The organism is Flavobacterium lacustre, from assembly GCF_027474525.2.
In the GTDB taxonomy this organism is placed as follows: domain Bacteria; phylum Bacteroidota; class Bacteroidia; order Flavobacteriales; family Flavobacteriaceae; genus Flavobacterium; species Flavobacterium lacustre.
This window is the reverse complement of record NZ_CP114882.2, coordinates 1,928,372-1,944,819: the sequence shown is the minus strand read 5'-3', so window position 1 is coordinate 1,944,819 and position 16,448 is coordinate 1,928,372. Positions and strand designations below refer to the sequence as shown.

At 33.8% G+C, this 16,448-nt stretch carries 14 protein-coding genes; 8 read left to right on the top strand and 6 right to left on the bottom strand.

The window, feature by feature from the left end:
- The first annotated feature begins 2 nt into the window (after positions 1-2).
- From O6P34_RS08465 to O6P34_RS08450, 4 genes are all read left to right on the top strand, one after another.
- Positions 3-959: a glycosyltransferase family 2 protein gene (locus tag O6P34_RS08465; protein ID WP_269684078.1), complete on the top strand. Its 957-nt coding sequence runs from the start codon at positions 3-5 to the stop codon at positions 957-959.
- A 162-nt stretch (positions 960-1,121) separates the two neighbouring features.
- The gene (locus tag O6P34_RS08460) at positions 1,122-2,849 is read left to right on the top strand and encodes a phospho-sugar mutase (RefSeq protein ID WP_269684077.1); all 1,728 of its coding nucleotides are present in this window, start codon (positions 1,122-1,124) and stop codon (positions 2,847-2,849) included.
- Positions 2,849-4,678 carry an ABC transporter ATP-binding protein gene (locus tag O6P34_RS08455; protein WP_269684076.1) on the top strand — a complete coding sequence of 610 codons (1,830 nt, stop codon included), beginning with the start codon at positions 2,849-2,851 and terminating at the stop codon, positions 4,676-4,678. Before O6P34_RS08460 ends, O6P34_RS08455 begins: the two co-directional genes overlap by 1 nt.
- Before the next feature lie 56 nt (positions 4,679-4,734).
- Positions 4,735-5,436 (top strand): hypothetical protein, encoded by a 702-nt coding sequence (locus tag O6P34_RS08450; protein WP_269684075.1) that lies wholly within the window; start codon positions 4,735-4,737, stop codon positions 5,434-5,436.
- 10 nt (positions 5,437-5,446) lie between these two features.
- Here the strand turns inward: O6P34_RS08450 and O6P34_RS08445 are convergent, their stop codons facing one another.
- The 3 genes from O6P34_RS08445 to O6P34_RS08435 all read right to left on the bottom strand — a co-directional run bounded on the left by O6P34_RS08445 (position 5,447) and on the right by O6P34_RS08435 (position 10,468).
- Entirely contained in the window at positions 5,447-6,169 is a 723-nt protein-coding gene (locus tag O6P34_RS08445) for a hypothetical protein (RefSeq protein WP_269684074.1), read from the bottom strand.
- A gap of 118 nt (positions 6,170-6,287) precedes the next feature.
- Positions 6,288-8,756 carry a TonB-dependent receptor gene (locus tag O6P34_RS08440; protein ID WP_269684073.1) on the bottom strand — a complete coding sequence of 823 codons (2,469 nt, stop codon included), beginning with the start codon at positions 8,754-8,756 and terminating at the stop codon, positions 6,288-6,290.
- A gap of 14 nt (positions 8,757-8,770) precedes the next feature.
- The gene (locus tag O6P34_RS08435; RefSeq protein WP_269684072.1) at positions 8,771-10,468 is read right to left on the bottom strand and encodes a M23 family metallopeptidase; all 1,698 of its coding nucleotides are present in this window, start codon (positions 10,466-10,468) and stop codon (positions 8,771-8,773) included.
- A 178-nt stretch (positions 10,469-10,646) separates the two neighbouring features.
- On the opposite strand from O6P34_RS08435, the gene O6P34_RS08430 reads away from it, so the two are divergent.
- The 3 genes from O6P34_RS08430 (at position 10,647) to rny (ending at position 13,010) form a co-directional block, all read left to right on the top strand.
- The gene (locus O6P34_RS08430) at positions 10,647-10,937 is read left to right on the top strand and encodes a hypothetical protein (protein WP_269684071.1); all 291 of its coding nucleotides are present in this window, start codon (positions 10,647-10,649) and stop codon (positions 10,935-10,937) included.
- Positions 10,938-10,945: 8 nt separating this feature from the next.
- Positions 10,946-11,239, top strand: a complete 294-nt coding sequence (locus tag O6P34_RS08425) for a cell division protein ZapA (RefSeq protein ID WP_269684070.1) — start codon at positions 10,946-10,948, stop codon at positions 11,237-11,239.
- Positions 11,240-11,444: 205 nt separating this feature from the next.
- Positions 11,445-13,010 carry a ribonuclease Y gene (gene rny, locus O6P34_RS08415; protein ID WP_269684069.1) on the top strand — a complete coding sequence of 522 codons (1,566 nt, stop codon included), beginning with the start codon at positions 11,445-11,447 and terminating at the stop codon, positions 13,008-13,010.
- 88 nt (positions 13,011-13,098) lie between these two features.
- Here the strand turns inward: rny and xerD are convergent, their stop codons facing one another.
- The 3 genes from xerD to O6P34_RS08400 all read right to left on the bottom strand — a co-directional run bounded on the left by xerD (position 13,099) and on the right by O6P34_RS08400 (position 15,539).
- Entirely contained in the window at positions 13,099-13,998 is a 900-nt protein-coding gene (xerD, locus tag O6P34_RS08410) for a site-specific tyrosine recombinase XerD (protein WP_269684068.1), read from the bottom strand.
- Positions 13,999-14,077: 79 nt separating this feature from the next.
- Positions 14,078-14,668, bottom strand: a complete 591-nt coding sequence (locus O6P34_RS08405; protein ID WP_269684067.1) for an outer membrane beta-barrel protein — start codon at positions 14,666-14,668, stop codon at positions 14,078-14,080.
- Positions 14,669-14,993: 325 nt separating this feature from the next.
- The gene (locus O6P34_RS08400) at positions 14,994-15,539 is read right to left on the bottom strand and encodes an autotransporter outer membrane beta-barrel domain-containing protein (RefSeq protein WP_269684066.1); all 546 of its coding nucleotides are present in this window, start codon (positions 15,537-15,539) and stop codon (positions 14,994-14,996) included.
- Between the two features lie 328 nt (positions 15,540-15,867).
- Here O6P34_RS08400 and O6P34_RS08395 point away from each other — a divergent pair, with 328 nt between their 5' ends.
- Positions 15,868-16,434 carry a porin family protein gene (locus O6P34_RS08395; RefSeq protein ID WP_269684065.1) on the top strand — a complete coding sequence of 189 codons (567 nt, stop codon included), beginning with the start codon at positions 15,868-15,870 and terminating at the stop codon, positions 16,432-16,434.
- Positions 16,435-16,448 lie beyond the last annotated feature (14 nt).

Sequence of the window (16,448 nt, the reverse complement as noted above, 5' to 3'; positions counted from 1 at the left end):
TAATGAATCTATCCATACTCATACCGCTTCTTAACGAAGAGGAATCATTGCAAGAATTGTATACTTGGATTATCAAAGTCATGCAATCTAATAATTATACTTACGAAATCATTTTTCTTGACGATGGAAGCTCTGATAATTCTTGGCCTATCATCGAAGGATTTGCCTCCGAAAACCCGAATGTAAAAGGCATTCGTTTCATGAAAAATTTTGGAAAATCTCAGGCATTACACGCTGGTTTTGCCAAAGCACAAGGTGATGTCATTATTACCATGGACGCCGATTTACAAGACAGTCCAGAAGAAATTCCAGGATTATACGATATGATTACCTCAGGAAAATTCGATTTGGTTTCCGGTTGGAAAAAGAAACGTTACGATTCTGTAATGGCTAAAAACTTACCTTCAAAATTATTCAACTGGGCAGCCCGAAAAACATCCGGTGTTGAATTGAATGATTTTAATTGCGGTCTGAAAGCCTACAAAAATGTAGTCGTAAAAAACATAGAAGTTTCAGGTGAAATGCACCGATACATTCCCGTTTTGGCAAAAAATGCCGGATTTGGAAAAATTGGAGAAAAAGTAGTTCAGCACCAAGCCCGAAAATATGGAGAAACTAAATTTGGAATGGAACGTTTCATAAATGGATTCTTAGATTTAATTACCATTTGGTTCCTTTCCCGATTCGGAAAAAGACCCATGCACTTGTTCGGCGCCATGGGTTCATTGATGTTTATCATCGGATTTATGTTGGCAGGCTATATTGGAATTTCAAAACTGTATCATTTATACGCTGGTTTATCTTATAATTTAGTAACCAGCAACCCTTGGTTTTACATCGCATTAACTACGATGGTATTGGGAACGCAATTGTTTTTGGCAGGATTTCTTGGCGAAATTATTTTACGTACAAAAAACAACGAAGGGCGTTATAAAGTTTCCAGTGAAATAAATTTTTAATACTTTTAAGGTAAGAATTATCTAAAGTTTCCATTTCTAAAAATAGGCTTTTTATAAAAATTTCACCAATGAAGTTTTAAACAATAAAGACAAATGCCCCAAAAATAAAATACTCAAACTTGACCTCTTAAATTTTGAATTTTTAACTAAAAAACACATAAAATGAGCATCCCACAAAACATTTTAAACGCAGTAAATGAATGGTTAACTCCTACTTTTGATGCCGCAACACAAGAAGCAGTGCAAACAATGATTGCTTCATCTCCAAAAGAACTAGAAGAGAGTTTTTATAAAAATCTCGAATTCGGAACAGGTGGTATGCGTGGGGTAATGGGCGTTGGAAACAACCGTATCAATAAATATACATTAGGAAAAAGCACACAAGGACTTTCGGATTATTTACATACTGCTTTTCCAAATCAGCCGTTAAAAGCCGTTATCGCATACGATTGCCGCCACAACAGCAATACTTTGGCCAAAGTAGTTGCTGATGTTTTCTCTGCCAATGGGATTCAAGTATATTTATTTTCGGATTTACGTCCGACACCAGAATTGTCTTTTGCGCTTAAATATTTAGGTTGCCAATGCGGAATTGTTTTAACCGCTTCACACAATCCGCCGGAATACAACGGATACAAAGTATACTGGCAAGATGGCGGACAAATTGTTCCACCGGAAGATGAAGGAATTATCAATGTAATTGAAAATTTAAATTACAACCAAATCAAGTTCGATGCTAACGAAAGCCTAATTCAATACATCGATAAAGAAGTAGATCAGGCTTTTATCAAATCCTCTATCGAAAACGCTAGCTTCAATACTCCGGCTGAAGCCAAAGAAAATCTGAACATCGTTTTCACCTCTTTGCACGGAACATCCATAACACTAGTTCCTGATACGTTAGCACAAGCGGGATATCCAAAGGTACATATCGTAGAAGAACAAAGAGTACCAAACGGAGATTTCCCAACCGTAAAATCACCAAACCCAGAAGAACCAGAAGCCTTAGCAATGGCATTGGCGTTAGCCGATAAAACCAATTCTGATATTGTCATTGGTACCGACCCGGATTGCGATCGATTGGGAGTTGCCGTTCGAAATAATGAAGGGAAAATGACCTTGTTAAACGGAAATCAAACCATGATTTTGATGACTGCCTTTTTATTGGAAGAATGGAAAAAAGCAGGAAAAATAGATGGAAAACAGTTTGTAGGTTCTACTATTGTTTCCACTCCCATGATTATGGAATTGGCTACCGCTTACGGTGTAGAATGCAAAGTAGGCTTAACGGGTTTCAAATGGATTGCCAAAATGATTAAAGATTTTCCAGAGCAAAAATTCATCGGTGGTGGTGAAGAAAGTTTTGGATACATGGTAGGCGATGCCGTTCGTGACAAAGATGCTGTAGCGGCTACTTTGTTGATTTGCGAAGTGGCGGCTCAAGCCAAAGCTAAAGGAAGCACCGTATACAAAGAGTTATTAAAACTATATGTAGCCCATGGTTTTTACAAAGAACATTTGATTTCAATCACTAAAAAAGGAATGGAAGGTTTAGCCGAAATCAATCAAATGATGGTTTCGCTTCGTGAAAATCCGGTGAAAGAAATCAACGGACAACGCGTAATTATGTTGGAAGATTACAAATCGTCTATCGCCAAGAACTTATTAACCGGTGAAGAAGAAACGATGAACATTCCAAAAGCAGATGTACTGATTTACTACACGGAAGATGGTTCTAAAATTTGTGCCAGACCAAGCGGAACGGAACCAAAAATCAAATTTTATATCAGCGTGAATACAACATTAGATTCCGTTGAGAATTTCACAGAAACAGAAGCCGACTTAAACGATAAAATAAAGAATATTATTATTGCAATGCAATTGAACTAATGGATAAAAACTTAATAAAACTACTTCCTTACACCAAACCTTATAAGTCTCATATTGTCTGGAATGTGGTATACAATATTTTGTATGCTTTGTTTAGCACCATTTCTATGCTAACTATTTTTCCGGTGCTTGAAGTACTCTTTGGCAAAACCAAAGTCATACTAAAAGAGCCTGTATATACGGGAATAGGAAACTTAAAGCAGTTTGGTTCTGATTTTATGTATTATAAAATTTCAGAATTAACAAAGGAAAATAGTATTCAAGTAGCACTTTTGTTTGTTGTCTTAATGGTTATTACAACATTTTTATTCAAAAATTTATTCAATTATCTCGCCTCACATCACATCATGCACCTTAAAAATGGTGTTTTAAGAGATTTGAGAAAATCAATGTATGACAAAATTGTGGAACTGCCCATTTCCTATTATTCCGAAAAAAGAAAAGGAGATATTATGGCACGAATGCTTGGTGATGTCAATGAAGTTCAAAACTCCTTTTTCTCTATATTAGAATTGGTTGTAAAAGAACCACTGACTATTATTTTTGCATTGGTCACTATGTTTATTATAAGTTTAAAACTTACTTTATTTGTTTTAATTTTTATGCCTATTTCAGGATGGATTATTTCAAAAGTAGCTAAAAATCTAAGAGCTAAATCGCTTCAGGCACAAAGAGAAAGTGGCTTTCTGATTTCGATTGTAGATGAAACTTTGGGTGGTTTAAAAGTGATTAAAAGTTATAATGCCGAAACTAATTTTAAAGGCCGATTTAACGACTCAGTAACCCGATTATTGAATTTAACCAACAGCATCGGAAGTAAAAATAATTTAGCCACTCCATTGAGTGAATTTTTAGGCGTTACAACAATTGCTATCTTACTTTTTTATGGAGGAAATTTAGTGCTAGTCGAAAAAACATTAGAAGGCTCTGCTTTTATTGTGTATTTGACCTTAGCTTTCAACATTCTTACGCCTGCCAAAGCCATTTCTAAAGCTTCTTATTCCGTAAAAAATGGATTAGCCGCAGCAGAACGTGTTTTTGAAGTATTAGAAGTAGAAAACGAAATCACTTCTAAAGAAAATGCTATCGACAAAAACACTTTTGATTCTGAAATAACCATCAAAAATGTGAACTTCAAATATGAGGAAGAAGCCGTTTTAAAAGATTTTTCACTCGAAGTAAAAAAAGGACAAACCGTTGCTCTTGTTGGACAATCCGGAAGCGGAAAAAGTACCATTGCCAATTTACTCACCCGTTTTTATGATGTAAACGAAGGAACTATCAGCATTGACGGAATTGACATTAAAGATTTCAATTTACAATCACTTCGTGGATTAATGGGATTGGTGACACAAGACAGTATTTTATTTAATGACACCATCAAAGCCAATATTTCTTTAGGAAAATTAGACGCAACTGATGCCGAAATTATTGAAGCACTAAAAATTGCTAATGCTTTAGAATTTGTAAATGAACTGCCAAATGGTATTCATACCAATATTGGCGACAGCGGAAACAAACTTTCAGGTGGTCAAAAACAACGTCTGTCTATTGCTCGTGCGGTTCTTAAAAACCCACCAATTATGATACTCGATGAAGCAACTTCTGCACTGGACACCGAAAGCGAAAAGTTTGTTCAAATCGCTTTAGAAAACATGATGCAAAACAGAACTTCAATAGTTATTGCGCACCGTCTTTCGACAATACAAAAAGCAGACAAAATTGTAGTGATGCAAAAAGGAAAAATTGTAGAACAAGGCACACACGAGGAATTAATTGCCCTGGATGGCACTTATAACAAATTAGTAACCTTACAATCCTTTGAATAGCTTATAATTTTGTAACTTTAAGTTTGCTGGAAAAAAGCAGATTTACACGCTAAAAAATGTACTTAGACAATCCAAACATAAAACTTCCAGATGATTCAGATACTATTGTCTGGAAGTATTTAGACTTATCAAAATTTCTGGATTTGTTGCTTTCGCAAAAATTATTCATGTCCCGTTCTGATAAATTTGAAGACCAATATGAAGGCACATTTAGCGAACCAACTTTTGAAGAAATAAAAAAACTGGCCACAGATAATCCCGACTTTTTAAATTTTTATAAAACGCATCGGGAAAAATTAGCGATTAGCAGCTGGCACATCAACGAATACGAATCATTTGCCATGTGGCAGATTTTCACACAAAACAGCGAAGGGCTAGCCATTCAATCAACAATTGGACGATTACAGAAAGCACTGAAACCAGAAACCAATATCAATCAATATATTGGTGAAGTAAATTACATTGATTATAAAAAAGAATACATCCCGTTTGACGATATGTTTTTCCCTTTTTTATTCAAACGAAAAAGCTTTCAGTATGAGCGCGAAGTACGTATTATTTCGGATATCTCAGACAGTAAAATTAAAATTAATGACGGATTGAAAATAAATGTTGATATCAGCGAATTGATTGAAAAAATCTACATTCACCCCAAATCCGAAAACTGGTATAAAAATTTAGTCATTCAATTGGTTTCTGAATTGGGTTTCAATTTCCATATTGAAAAATCCGATTTAGAAAGTGATATTTTAATTTGATTCCATAAAACTAAACCGGTTTATATTCAATCACTTTCCATTCTTTCTTAGACAAATCAATATAATTGTAATTGACCACATCTTTAGTGTCAAATTGTCCATTTTTATTGGTGTCTTCTACAGTTCTAAAATACAATCGATTGGTAGATTCAATTAAATTCCAATCTATTAATTCTTGAAAATCGAGCGATATTTTAGTGAATTTTTCGCCACTAATTTCACTTAAGTATAAGGCTTTAATGTCGCTTGTATCTAATTTTCCGTCTTTATTTGTATCAACATCCACCATCGTATAGACCATGATTTGTTTCTTGGTTTTATCTGAAACTGATTTTAAATACGTAGCCGTTTGAATCAAAACAGGCTTATCGGTTAAAGATTTTATAGAATCTGAATCGATTTTTTGAAATTTCAGATTTTGTAGATAACCCGTAATTTCATACTGAGCCACATTGGAAATTGTAAAACTCAAATCATTCACACTGGAAGATCCATATCTGTTTTTTATTGCTTTTTCAGAAACGCTTAAATCGCCGACGGGATGAATCAAGTATTCCGTTCCTTCCATTTGCATCGGTAAATCAGCAATTTCGATTTGAGTAGAATCGACGTTAACCAATTCTTTTCCTTTATTTGAGGCATCATAGATTACTTTTGGCTTTTCAGATTCTTCCTTGCAACTGGCCAAAAATAAAAGAGCAATTCCTAAGCAGGTGATATGTAATTTTTTCATGTTGCTATTTCGATTAAAAAATAAATTCAAATGTAAGATTTTTAAAAATGCTTTTGATTTCCACAATCCATTTCTTTCATAGAAAGGGTTTAACTTTAACACAATAAAAACCTGTTTATTATAAGCGCGCGTTCAATTTTATATTAAAAACCCTGGTGGTCATATAATTAGGAATCGCATATTGATTTTTAGAATACACATCGCGAACCCAAGTGTTTGTAATAGCATTTTGATTGTCAAAAAGATTAAAAATTTCCAGACCAATTGCCAACTCCTTACAGTTTTTGAACCAACTTCTTTCAGACATTTTAGTCGAATTATCTATAAAAACTTTAGAAAAGCCAACATCGGCACGACGGTAGTCGTTCAATCTATTTTGGTATAAATATGGATTCGCATACGATGGCGAACCGCCCGGCAATCCGGTATTGTAAACCAAATTCAAATACAATTTAATGCTGGGAATATTAGGCATATAATCCTGAAACAAAAGCCCAAACTTTAATCTTTGGTCAGTTGGTCTGGCAATATAGCCTTTATTAGCACTATTTTCTTCTGTTTTAAGATATCCAAAACTAATCCAGGATTCTGTTCCCGGAACAAATTCACCGTTCAATCGAAGATCTAATCCTTGTGCATACGCTTTTGCATCATTTGTAGCCGCATAACGAATGCGGACATTGTCAATCGTATAGGTATTTACATCGGTCATCGATTTATAATACAACTCCGAAACCAGTTTAAACGGACGATTCCACAGCTTAAAATTATAGTCATTACTCAAAACCAAATGAACGGATTGTTGCGCCTTTGTTTCCGGTTGCACGGCTCCATCGGCAGCTCTCAACTCCCTATAAAATGGCGGTTGATGGTATAATCCTCCCGAAAGCCTGAATACCATATCTTTTTCCCAATTTGGTTTTAGGGCGAATTGAGCTCTTGGACTAAATGTAATTTGCGCTTTACTATTTACGGCATCACCCGAAACTTCCCAATTATGCATTCTTATTCCGGCATTATACCAAACTTCACTAGATCCGATCGTACTTTTCAAACTCCATTGTGCATAACCCGAAAGCCTGTTAATCACATTAAAATTAGTTACTCTTACATTCTGGTAAGGCACTAAAGGTCCCGTATATGGCGAATATGGCTGGTCATTTTTGGGCAAAATAAGTATTGGCGGGTTTATAGAAAATCCGGCAGAATCAATTACTTCCCATTCTACAATTCGGTCTCGAATCGATTCTCGTGTATACTTAATCCCCCATTCGAATTGGTTTTTCTTCCAATCATGAAATCCTTTTACTTCGGTATTAATAATCAAAGCATCCAAATCATTTCTGGCATGATTCAATTGCGAACCGATTCCTCTCGAAAAAGCAACCTCTCCATACGTTTCTGAACCTATATTCGAATCCACTTCACCCAAACGATATTGTGCTAAAATGTCGAAATATTCTTGTTCCAAAGTATGAAATACCGAACCGATAAATTTTAAAGTAAAAGAATCTGTAGCCTTAAATGTTGTTTTTATGGCTCCAAAATAAGTGTCGTATTTATCTTTTTCCTGACCTTCATAATAGACCGAAAGCGCCATAGGATTATCAATAGTTCCAAAATTAGTCTGACGGGACAATGGCTGATATTGGTATTTATTTTGGGATATATTCCCCAGAAAACTCCATTGCCATTTCTCCGAAGCCTGGAAATTTATATTGGTTTGCACATCTGCAAAGGTTGGGGTATAATTCGTCTGGGTTTCCTGACTCTTAACCAAAAGACTATTGTTACGGTATCTGACTCCTGTAATTGCCGACCATTTTTTATTTTTGGAAACGGCATCAACAGATACATTTCCGCCCAAAAAACTGGCTTCAATACTTGCACCAAACTGGGTAGGTTTTCGATACGTAATATCTAAAACGGAGGATAATTTATCCCCAAATTTAGCTTGAAATCCTCCTGCCGAAAAATCGATATTTTGTACCAAATCAATATTGGTAAAACTCAATCCTTCTTGCTGTCCCGACCGAATAAGAAACGGACGATACACTTCTATTTCATTAACATAAACTAAATTCTCATCGTAATTTCCACCTCGAACAGCATATTGCGTACTGAGTTCATTATTAGAATTCACACCCGGTAAAGTCTTCAAAATATTTTCGATACCAGCATTGGCACCCGGAATTTTTCGAAGTATTTCGGGCTCAATTATCATAATTCCCTGAACTCGTTTCCTGTTTTTTGAAGTAACAATAACTTCTCCCATTTGTTCTTCCCGATCACTCATGACAGGATTAAACTCGAAGGATTCATTGGGCTTTAAAGTAACTCTTACCGTTGTTTTCTTAAGGGAAATATGGGTAAAAATAATTGTCGAAGTTGTATTGGCAGGAACCGATATTTCGTAAAAACCATTAACATCGGATTGTGTTCCTTTTCCCGAACATGAAATATTGACACTTTCAACGGGTTGATTGTTTTTGTCTAAAATGATTCCTTTTACATGTGCAGTTTGCGCAAAAGAGGCAATCCCTATGCAACAAAAAAAGAAGGTAAATACTATTTTGGTAGCGCTCAAATGATTTGTTTTTTTTATTTTTTTTGACTTCTAAAAAAATGAGCCTCAAAGATAGTTGAATTTCCAACATTATCGGTGACAACCACTTTTAAATCATTTGCTCCTTCTGAAACAATACCATCGCTAAAATTATGGATTATCTTTTTGGTCTTATTATCGTATTCAAACAAAATCCATTTGCCGTTCAAAAAACCATTGTATGATTTTATTCCTGATAATTCATCACTAATCGTCAGTTGAATTGTATTTACATTAGTCAGCCATTTCCCTTCAATTGGTTTTGTAACGGATATTTTTGGCGCGACGGTATCTTGTACTAAAGCGTATTTCCCCAGTATTTTAGCTTTTGTTATAAAACTGTTTTCTTTTCGATACGTACTATTATAATTGGTTTTATTTCCTTCTATCCTGCCAATGAATATCTTTTCCCTCTGCGCTTCGGTATAAGTTGAATCATCAATTGTAATGGTAAAATTAGTATGCGCAGGAACCGTGTCGTCATGAAGATATAAAGTATCGTTTTTTACATCGAAATTTAAATTAAAATCATCATAAAAAGTACCCGCCGGAAAGAAAACGGACATATTTTCTTTGGCAAAATTACTGTCCTTATTTGCTTTTATAAAATAGTTCGAAACCAAGGGCTCCGGCTCTATAATAGCAGGCAATAAATCATATTGAACCGGAACAGAGACCAATACTGTATTCCCATAAAAATCAGAAACTTCAATGCGATACAAGGAGGATAAATTAGGAAGTATTGTTGCTACTCCATAATTTTCATCGGTAACGATAAACTTCAAGCCATAAGGCGTTTTCATAAATAATTTTTGAACCCGTTGCTGTGTTTTCTTGTATTTTGAATAATCAATCAACGCATTGATGTAGCGCATATCTTCAAAAGAATAAGTATCAAACTGATACCCAAAATTAGGTGTTCCGTTAAAAAAAGACTGTACTTTATAGACTCCATTTTTATTAAACGAAACATCATCATAATCAAAAGTGGTAATTCCAAAACCTATTTTGCCATTTGCTACAACTTTATCTGCCAAGTAACTTCCGTCTTTTTGTAAAGACAAATTAATCATTAAAGGACGTTTCGATTGATTGACTGTAGTTTTTATATCTAATGGATAAACGTATAACCCGGAAATAGTTGGTTTTTTGGTATCTTTTACCTTTTTATCAAAACCAAAAAGCATCGGATTAATTATATTCTCCGTTCTGGTATCACGGAATTCAAAATGCAAATGAGGTCCTTCTGAAGCTCCAGTATTACCGGAAAGAGCAATAAGTTGTCCTTTTTTAATTGGCATCTCATTAGGTTTTAAGAACATTTCAATTTCAAAAGACTGCTCCTTATAATGAGTGTTTTTTATATACGCTTCGATTAAATCAGTTGCTTTTTGCAAATGCCCATAAACCGAGGTATATCCATTGGGATGCGCAATATAAACGGTCTTCCCGTTTCCAAAAGTAGAAATTTTAATTCTGGATACATACCCATCTGCAACGGCGTAAACACTCAAACCTTCTCTTTGCATCGTTTTTAAATCAAAGCCTGCATGAAAATGATTGGGTCTCAATTCTCCAAAATTTCCTGATAATTGCATAGGAATTGCTAACGGTGGACTAAAGTAATCTTTAGGATAATCCGTTTGTGCAAAAAGAGAACAACTAAATAATATGTAAAACAGAAAAAATCTCATTAGATACATTTTTGCTAAGATAAAAGAAAGTAATTAATAAAAAAACATAAAACAGCTCAAATCACAAATTTCTGTATATCAAATGGTTATATTTTTTAATGCAAAAAAACAAATAAAATATTGCAATAATAAAAAGGAATACTAACTTTGTAAGATTAAGTAATGAAAAGGATTAATAATGAGTGTAATTGCAGAAATAATTGATACTCTTGAAAATAAGATTGAAAAACTTTTTACAAAAATTAAAAGTTTAGAAAAAAGCAATCAAGATTTGAAAATAGAATTGACAAATGCTGCAGTTATCATACAAACTCAGTCCCAAGAGATTGAAACGCTGAAAAAGCAATATGAAACACTTAAAATTGCCAACACATTACTGGGCAGTGACGATAACAAAAGAGATACAAAGCTTAAAATAAATTCATTAATTCGTGAAATTGATTACTGTATAGCACAGCTATCAGATTAGTAAAAAATATGGACGATAAGCTTAAAATTAAAATATCAATAGCAGACAGAATATACCCGTTAACGGTAGAACTATCTCAGGAAGAAGGGCTAAGAAGCGCTTCTAAGAAAATTGATGTGATGATAAAGCAATTTGAAGAAAATTATGCCGTTCGTGATAAACAAGATGTTTTAGCCATGTGTGCTTTACAATTTGCTTCACAATCAGAACAAAAACAAATTGATAATGCCATTGATGGCGAAGCTACTATTGAAAGAATTAAAAAAATCAATGCGCTTTTAGATCAATATCTCGATAATTAACGTTCTTTACATAGACTAAGATACTGCCTACATTAGTTCATATTTGGTAAACTCAACACTAACAATTTAGAATGAGCAAATCATCGTTACTATAACAAGCCAATTCAGTTTGGAAGTTTGAACAACGAGTTAGCTCAAAACTTGTCTTTTCGAGTTTATTCAAGCAATCTAATGTAGGCTTTTTTATACATAAATTTTAACAAACATGGACAACATATTAACGATCATTATTTCAGGAATTATAGGTATTGCAGGAGGTTTTGGGATTGCCAAAATCATTGAAAAAAGCAACATTTCCAATTTAATTAAAAATGCAAAAAAAGAAGCAGCTTCTATCTTAAAAGATGCTAATCTTGAAGCTGAAAATATTAAAAAAGATAAAATTCTTCAAGCGAAAGAAAAATTTATCGAATTAAAATCAGAGCATGAACAAGTCATTTTATCGCGTGATAAAAAAGTAGCTGAAGTTGAAAAAAGAGTAAGAGACAAAGAATCTCAAATCTCAAACGAATTGGCTAAAGCCAAAAGAGTTAACGATGATTTTGAAACTAAAACAATCGAATACACTACAAAAATTGAAACTTTAGACAAGAAACAAGCTGAAGTTGATAAACTGCACAAAAGCCAATTACAACAATTAGAAGTAATCTCTGGTTTATCTGCCGATGAAGCCAAAGAGCAATTAGTAGAAGGATTGAAAGCCGAAGCTAAAAGCAAAGCAATGTCGCATATTCAAGACACTATTGAAGAGGCAAAATTAACCGCACAACAAGAAGCGAAAAAAATCATTATCAACACTATTCAAAGGGTTGGAACAGAAGAAGCGGTAGAAAACTGTGTATCTGTATTCAACATTGAATCGGATGACGTTAAAGGGCGAATCATTGGTCGTGAAGGTAGAAATATTAGAGCTTTAGAAGCTGCAACTGGTGTTGAAATCATTGTAGATGATACCCCAGAAGCGATTATTCTTTCTTGCTTTGACCCAGTTCGTAGAGAAATTGCTCGTTTGTCTTTACACAAATTAGTTACTGATGGGCGTATTCACCCGGCTCGTATCGAAGAAGTTGTTGCTAAAACAGCGAAACAAATTGACGATGAAATCATTGAAGTAGGTAAACGTACTGTTATTGATTTAGGAATCCACGGATTGCATCCTGAATTAATAAAAGTTGTAGGACGTATGAAATACCGTTCTTCTTACGGTCAAAACTTATTGCAACACTCTCGCGAAGTATCAAAACTTTGTGGTATCATGGCAGCTGAATTAGGACTGAATGTTAAATTAGCTAAAAGAGCTGGTTTATTGCACGATATAGGTAAAGTTCCAGATGCAGAAAGTGATTTACCTCACGCTTTATTAGGAATGCAATGGGCAGAGAAATACGGTGAAAAAGAAGAAGTTTGTAACGCAATTGGAGCACACCACGATGAGATAGAAATGAAATCATTATTATCTCCAATTATACAAGTTTGTGATGCTATATCTGGAGCAAGACCGGGTGCAAGAAGACAAGTATTAGATTCTTATATCCAACGTTTGAAAGATCTAGAAGAAGTAGCGTATGGTTTTAGCGGTGTAAAAAATGCGTATGCTATTCAAGCCGGTAGAGAACTTCGTGTTATAGTAGAAAGTGAAAAAGTTTCTGATGACAATGCAGCAACTTTATCTTTTGAAATATCTCAAAAAATCCAAACTGAAATGACTTATCCTGGTCAGGTTAAAGTAACAGTTATCAGAGAAACTAGAGCGGTAAATATTGCAAAATAAAGTTAAACGTTTATTTGTTTACAAAGATTGAAAAAAAAGCATTTCAGAAGTTTCTGAGATGCTTTTTTTATTCAATATAATTATCACTCTACCCTTTCCTTGGATGGAAATCATGAATTACTTGTGTCAAAAATTTCCTGTCCAGATGAACATATATTTCGGTTGTAGTAATTGATTCGTGTCCGAGCATTAATTGAATGGAACGCAAATCGGCACCGTTTTCTAAAAGATGTGTAGCAAAAGAATGCCTTAAAGTATGAGGACTGATACTTTTATTTAAATCAATTTGGCGTGCTAAATCTTTAATAATGGTAAATATCATGGCGCGACTCAGTTGATTTCCTCGCCGATTCAAAAACAAAGTATCTTCAAACCCTTTTTTTATAGTCAGATGATTCCGAATCGTGTCCTTATAAATTTCAATATATTTTTGAGTTAGAGCCCCAATGGGAACAAAGCGCTGCTTGTTGCCTTTACCGGTAATTTTAAGAAAGCCTTCTTCAAAAAACAAATCGGATATTTTTAACGAAACCAGTTCCGAAACACGAAGCCCACAACCATATAATGTCTCTAACATAGCTCTGTTACGTTCCCCTTCATTAGAACTTAAATCAACAGCAGCAATAAGCGCGTCAATTTCTTCTACAGATAATGTATCCGGAAGTTTTCTACCTGTTTTGGGCGTTTCAATCAATTCTAAAGGATTATCCAATCGATAATCTTCAAAGATTAAATAATTAAAAAAACTTTTAAGTCCCGAGAGTATTCTGGCTTGTGAACGGGGATTGACTTGTTTTGAAACACTATATATAAATTCCTGAATAGTTTCTTCCCCAATTTTAACAGGCGAAATAACAATTTCATTTTCAGCAAGAAACGAACACAATCGTTCTACATCGAAAGAATAATTTTCGATAGTATTCATTGATAAACCGCGTTCGATTTTTAAATACGATTGGTAATTTTTTAGATAACTGCTCCAACTCATAGAACAAAGAAACGTATTTTTTGAACATAAAAAAACCACGATTGTAAAGTCGTGGTTTTATTCTATTTGGAGTGATCTGTTATTTACTCCATCTTCCGCCACCAACATAAAAGCCTAAGTGAATTCCTAAATACGAATTGGAAATAGTCCCTTTTTTAATTCCATTTAAATCTTGTAAATCAGAGTCTGGAACTATATTATATTCGACTCCCATTCTAAATTTACCCCACTCAAAACCAGCACGTACTAAACCTCCCGTTTTACCAGTAGTCTCAACAACTATATTATCAGAATTTTCTACATCGTCTAATTCAACATTGGCTAAACTATAATATCCAAAACCCGCGCCTAAATATGGAGCAAAAGAGCTATCAGAATTATGAAAATAATAATCATACGTTCCTACATAAGAACCATTAGCCGCTATTTTTGCACTTGTAGTTAAGCCCGACTCCTGAACGTCTCTGGCTATTGCTGCTGCACCTAATCGCAAACCAATATTCATGTTGTCAGCTATATTATATTTTGGTTCCAAGGAAAATAAAATTCCTGCACCACCGTTTGCAGGTACGAATCCCAAATCTAAACCAACTCTAAATCCACCTTTGTGTTGCGCATTGGCAAATCCAAATACTAATAATGCAATTCCTACTAAAGTAATTTTTCTCATTTTTATAATTTGTTAAATTTTAGAGTACCAATTTAAAAATTATCGCGATAAAACCTATAATCACAATCTTAAATAAAAATGAATTTTTTCTAAAATTAGCCAACAAAATAATTCGAATAGTCTACAACAGACTAAAGACCAAACTCATATACCATTATTTATCACTAAATTTAGTGATATTTAAAAAACCAAGAAAAACATTATTTTTCAATAGTATTTTTCTTATTTTTAATTTACTACACCCATGAGTTTAGAAAATAAAAATTAAAGCATAAAAAAACCCTTCCTGAAAGGAGAAGGGTTGTAAAATTTATTCTAAAAAAAGTTAGAAATGCAAAGCAAAACCAACATTTAATTGGAATGTATCTTTTTCTGTATAATTGTCATTAAGACTGAGGTTGTATCGAATACCAGGCTCAATACTCACATTTGAACCTAAAAATATGGCATAACCAGCCTGAATTCCTAAATAAGAAGGATCTGCATCAACATCTTTTATCGTGGCTCCAGAATAATCAACTTGAACGGGAATCATACTTGCAATATAATATTTAGCCCCTATTTTATAGGAAAAAATATGAGTGTCATAGAGATCGGAATTAATTCCTCCATATCCTAAACCAACTTTTAAAGCTAAGTCGTCGATGACAAAATAACCTGCTTCGGCACCAATATTATAAACGGAATCTCCGTCTGTAGAAGAATAATCAAAACCGGTATTAGATCCGGCAGGAGTTCCAAAACCAGTATTAACCTCTATCAGCCATTTTCCCTGATCGGTTTGTCCATTATCATTTCCTATTTTTGTGTCCTGAGCATTTGTAATTCCAAATACTAACAGCGCTACGAATGTAAAAATACAATTTTTCATGATTTTATATTTAAAATTTATATACATCAAAGTTAAAAAATAGAAATACACAATCATCAAAAATAACAGTTTACACGTTGATTATCAATTAAATACGATTAAACGCATATAAAATAAAGATTGGATTACAAAAGTCAATCTCAAAAAGACCTATTGTGGATTCATTTTTGATTATAAAAAAAGAATCCGCTTTACAATACCATATATTAGCCATAATTAATGGTCTGTTTCATCAATCAACAGGTAAAACGATAACAAACACAATAATTATTTAATTAAAGAGTTTTTAAAACCAGAGTACTAATAACAAACATTAAAAATGAGAATTATGAAAAAAATACTTTTAGCCACTATTCTATTTCTTGCTGTTTCAGCAAATATGGAAGCACAATTAGTCAAATTCGGTATTAAGGCAGGTTTAAATTATGCCAATCAAACCGGAACAGACCTTACAATTAACAGCGAAAATTATAAAACAACAGACGCCATAACCAGCTATCATGCAGGTCTGATTGCAGAAATTAAACTAACAGATGGTTTTTCGGTTCAGCCGGAATTATTATACTCCACACAAGGCGCTAGCTATAAAAATGCCACAACTGAATTTAAAAATGAATTGGGCTATTTATCGATTCCGGTTTTAGCAAAATTTCATTTTAACAAAACGCTATCTTTAGATCTTGGTCCTCAAGCCTCTTTTTTATTGAGCGAAAGAAATGATTTTGACATAAAAAATTCAGAGACTTTTGAATTTGGACTTGCCGGTGGATTAGGCATTAACATTACCAAAAACTTATTTATTCAAGGTCGATATGTTGTTGGTTTGACCGAAGCTTCAAAAGATGCCCAAGCCAAAAATTCTGTTTTACAAATATCCGCAGGGATTTCCTTTTAAAAATAAAAAGCTTT

Coding starts and splice junctions, on each gene's coding strand:
- O6P34_RS08465 (WP_269684078.1), top strand. CDS start 3: ATGAATCTATCCATACTCATACCGCTTCTTAACGAAGAGGAATCATTG.
- O6P34_RS08460 (WP_269684077.1), top strand. CDS start 1,122: ATGAGCATCCCACAAAACATTTTAAACGCAGTAAATGAATGGTTAACT.
- O6P34_RS08455 (WP_269684076.1), top strand. CDS start 2,849: ATGGATAAAAACTTAATAAAACTACTTCCTTACACCAAACCTTATAAG.
- O6P34_RS08450 (WP_269684075.1), top strand. CDS start 4,735: ATGTACTTAGACAATCCAAACATAAAACTTCCAGATGATTCAGATACT.
- O6P34_RS08445 (WP_269684074.1), bottom strand. CDS start 6,169: ATGAAAAAATTACATATCACCTGCTTAGGAATTGCTCTTTTATTTTTG.
- O6P34_RS08435 (WP_269684072.1), bottom strand. CDS start 10,468: ATGAGATTTTTTCTGTTTTACATATTATTTAGTTGTTCTCTTTTTGCA.
- O6P34_RS08430 (WP_269684071.1), top strand. CDS start 10,647: ATGAGTGTAATTGCAGAAATAATTGATACTCTTGAAAATAAGATTGAA.
- O6P34_RS08425 (WP_269684070.1), top strand. CDS start 10,946: ATGGACGATAAGCTTAAAATTAAAATATCAATAGCAGACAGAATATAC.
- rny (WP_269684069.1), top strand. CDS start 11,445: ATGGACAACATATTAACGATCATTATTTCAGGAATTATAGGTATTGCA.
- xerD (WP_269684068.1), bottom strand. CDS start 13,998: ATGAGTTGGAGCAGTTATCTAAAAAATTACCAATCGTATTTAAAAATC.
- O6P34_RS08405 (WP_269684067.1), bottom strand. CDS start 14,668: ATGAGAAAAATTACTTTAGTAGGAATTGCATTATTAGTATTTGGATTT.
- O6P34_RS08400 (WP_269684066.1), bottom strand. CDS start 15,539: ATGAAAAATTGTATTTTTACATTCGTAGCGCTGTTAGTATTTGGAATT.
- O6P34_RS08395 (WP_269684065.1), top strand. CDS start 15,868: ATGAAAAAAATACTTTTAGCCACTATTCTATTTCTTGCTGTTTCAGCA.